Raw genomic sequence first — 632 nt, 5'->3', positions numbered from 1 at the left:
GGTTGATACAGAATGTGAGTGTTCACACAGATTGTCTGATAGAAAGAAGCAGATACCGGGAATAGGCTTGTAGCTCAGGTGGTTAGAGCGCACCCCTGATAAGGGTGAGGTCGGTGGTTCAAGTCCACTCAGGCCTACCACTTTTCACTGATACTGCGTTGCGGCTCCGCTCGTTTACTTCAGTAAACTTCGTGAACCCACGCCTTGTCTCAGTAAAAAGCACCTTTTGATGAAGGTGAAGGTGACCCGGGAAAACCAAATAATGGGGCTATAGCTCAGCTGGGAGAGCGCCTGCCTTGCACGCAGGAGGTCAGCGGTTCGATCCCGCTTAGCTCCACCATTATCTGATATCTGAACAATAATTCAGAGTTTACCGGAAACGGTATGCTGTGAATTATTATGCTCTTTAACAATCCGGAACAAGCTGAAAAATTGAAACAATCAATATTATCACCGAGGTAATATTGATGAGTCTCTCAGCCGAACAACTTAGAAAGTACTCACTTTCGAGGGGAAGCGAGCTAAATAATTTCGCGAAGGCCAGCGCACAGCAAGCGGAGCATACATCGGTATGTGAGCATTGCGGGCACTGCCCGACAAAGAAATTATGACGCACAGCGACCCGAACAAGA

At 47.6% G+C, this 632-nt stretch carries 2 tRNA genes; both read left to right on the top strand.

What is annotated here, in order from left to right:
- Nucleotides 1–63: 63 nt before the first annotated feature.
- Nucleotides 64–140: transfer RNA gene (locus N7387_RS21355), tRNA-Ile, on the top strand.
- A gap of 124 nt (nucleotides 141–264) precedes the next feature.
- A tRNA-Ala gene (locus tag N7387_RS21350) sits at nucleotides 265–340 on the top strand.
- The last annotated feature ends 292 nt before the right edge of the window (nucleotides 341–632 follow it).

The sequence above is a fragment of the Morganella sp. GD04133 genome (assembly GCF_029835375.1).
In the GTDB taxonomy this organism is placed as follows: Bacteria; Pseudomonadota; Gammaproteobacteria; order Enterobacterales; family Enterobacteriaceae; genus Morganella; species Morganella morganii_B.
Note: the sequence above shows the minus strand (reverse complement) of the source record. Positions and strands in the feature narration are given on the sequence as shown.